The organism is Streptomyces sp. NPDC050263 (genome assembly GCF_040655955.1).
GTDB lineage: Bacteria > Actinomycetota > Actinomycetes > Streptomycetales > Streptomycetaceae > Streptomyces.
Genome location: NZ_JBFAKW010000281.1, coordinates 1 through 1,878 on the forward strand (window position 1 = coordinate 1; position 1,878 = coordinate 1,878).

General features: G+C 70.4%; 2 protein-coding genes. One reads left to right on the top strand and one right to left on the bottom strand.

Going from position 1 to position 1,878, the window contains the following annotated elements; all coding sequences use genetic code 11:
* Positions 1-88: 88 nt before the first annotated feature.
* The gene (locus tag AB0J04_RS45965) at positions 89-745 is read right to left on the bottom strand and encodes a DUF1326 domain-containing protein (protein ID WP_363174703.1); all 657 of its coding nucleotides are present in this window, start codon (positions 743-745) and stop codon (positions 89-91) included.
* A 209-nt stretch (positions 746-954) separates the two neighbouring features.
* Between AB0J04_RS45965 and AB0J04_RS45970 the strand changes: the two genes are divergently transcribed.
* Positions 955-1,782: a DUF2182 domain-containing protein gene (locus AB0J04_RS45970; RefSeq protein ID WP_363174704.1), complete on the top strand. Its 828-nt coding sequence runs from the start codon at positions 955-957 to the stop codon at positions 1,780-1,782.
* Positions 1,783-1,878: the final 96 nt, after the last annotated feature.

A 1,878-nucleotide genomic window follows, 5' to 3' on the forward strand; every position in this document is an offset into this window, starting at 1 on the left:
TACGTCCAGTACGAGGACTTCCGGCCGGCACACCGAGAGCACGCACCGGACGCCGCTCCTTGACGGGCAAACGTTGCCTGCCGCGGCACTAGTCGGGCCCGGTCCAGTCGAAGGTGATGTGCTTGCTGGACCTGCCTTCGCGGCTCCAAAGGAAGCCGTGGGCATCGGCGCGGTCCACCGTCGAGCGGCCCCAGGTCGCGACCTGGCCCGGACCGGTCTCCGCACCCGGCAGGTTGGTCGACTGGACGCGCGCACCCTCGGGGGTCGTGGGTCCAGTGAGCGCGACCGCGCTCGCCTCGATCCGGCCCGGTACCACGGCCCGCCAGCTCGCGAGGTCGTCGGCGACCTCGATCTCGATGGGGGCGAACTCCATGCCGCGCATTTCGGCGCCCATCATGCTCACCATCTCGGCGGGCCAACTGCCCGCCTGCCCACCGAAGATCATCTGAAGCGCCTCGCGCTGGGGGTCGTCGGCGCGCTCGTCGACGAAGACCGCGGCGTACGTGTCCGTGTGCTCGGCCCAGACGTTGCCGACGAACGAGCCCAGCATCAGCACGTTCAGGCCGTCCAGCCGTACGTCACCGTAACGGCCCTCGCGGATGTGCCAGGCCAGGATGCCGTCGCAATCGCCGTGGGTGGGAAGCTGTGCGAACGAGCAAGGGCAGGGCACGTTGCACTTGCAGGTGTCGAACCAGTCGCCCGCCGCGTGCCACCGGGGAACGGTCGCCGTCGTCGTCTCGGACATCTCTCTGCCTCCTCGTGACCGTGCCGGGACGTCGGTCTCGGGAGGACGGCAGAGCCCGGCAGAGCCCTCGGGAACCATCGCCGGCCCACGCCCAAGCCGTACGGGTATCCACCTCTATTGTCCCACCGCAGGGGTCACCCGGAGGAGGCGTCTTCCGCCTGCACGCGCTCCCGCGCGCACGCGCAGGTCCGCCGTGATGTGCTGGAGGTGTGCGCCTCGACAGGAAGGCCCTGGCACCCCCTCTGCGTCCGGCGAATCTGCTGTCGGCCCGGCAGCTTGCGTTCGCCTGGTCCATGATGGCGTCGATCGCCCTCCTCGCCTGGGTGCTGGTGGTCGACCAGGCCCGTGACATGGGGGTCGAGCCGGGAACCATGGGTATGGGCGTCCCGCTGTTCCTGCTGCTGTGGCTGGTCATGATGATCGCCATGATGTTCCCGTCGGTGGGCCCGGTGGCCCTCACCTGGGCGCGGGCTATCGGGCGCCGGTCGCCCACGGGAGCCGTGCGGGTGGCTCGTACCGCCCAGTTCGTCGGCGGGTACCTCCTGGCCTGGACGGCCTTCGGCCTGATCGCCTACGGGCTCCTCGCCGGCACCGGGGCCCTGGTGGACGAGCACCCGGGCGCCGGGCGCTGGATCGGCGCCGGGGCCTTCCTGGTCGCCGGGCTGTACCAGTTCGGCCCGTGGAAGGACCTCTGCCTGCGGCACTGCCGGAGCCCGATGGGCCAGCTCGTGCGTTACGCGGGCTTCCGGCCCCGGGCCCGCGATCTGCGGGTCGGGGCGCACCACGGGGCGTACTGCGTGGGCTGCTGCTGGGGGCTGATGGTCGTGCTTGTCCCGCTGGGCGTCATGAACGTCCTGGCGATGGCCGCGGTGGCCGTGGTGATCTTCGTGGAGAAGCTCTGGCGGCTGGGCCCCGTCTTCTCGCAAGTCGTCGGCGCCGCCTTCCTCGTACTCGCGGTACTGAGCCTCTTCCAGCCCTGGCTGCTGCCGGGCCTGATCCCGCCGCAGTCGCCCATGAAGGAGATGCTCCGCCCCTAGGCCCGGACTTCGCGGGTCACCGTTTCAGGTCTGTGGCCAGCGGGTCTGTCCGATGTCGGTGTCGAGGAGATCGAGGAGGTGGAGTTGAACGCCACG

Excerpts from the sequence above, each read along its gene's own strand:
- AB0J04_RS45965 (WP_363174703.1), bottom strand. The coding sequence starts at position 745 with ATGTCCGAGACGACGACGGCGACCGTTCCCCGGTGGCACGCGGCGGGC.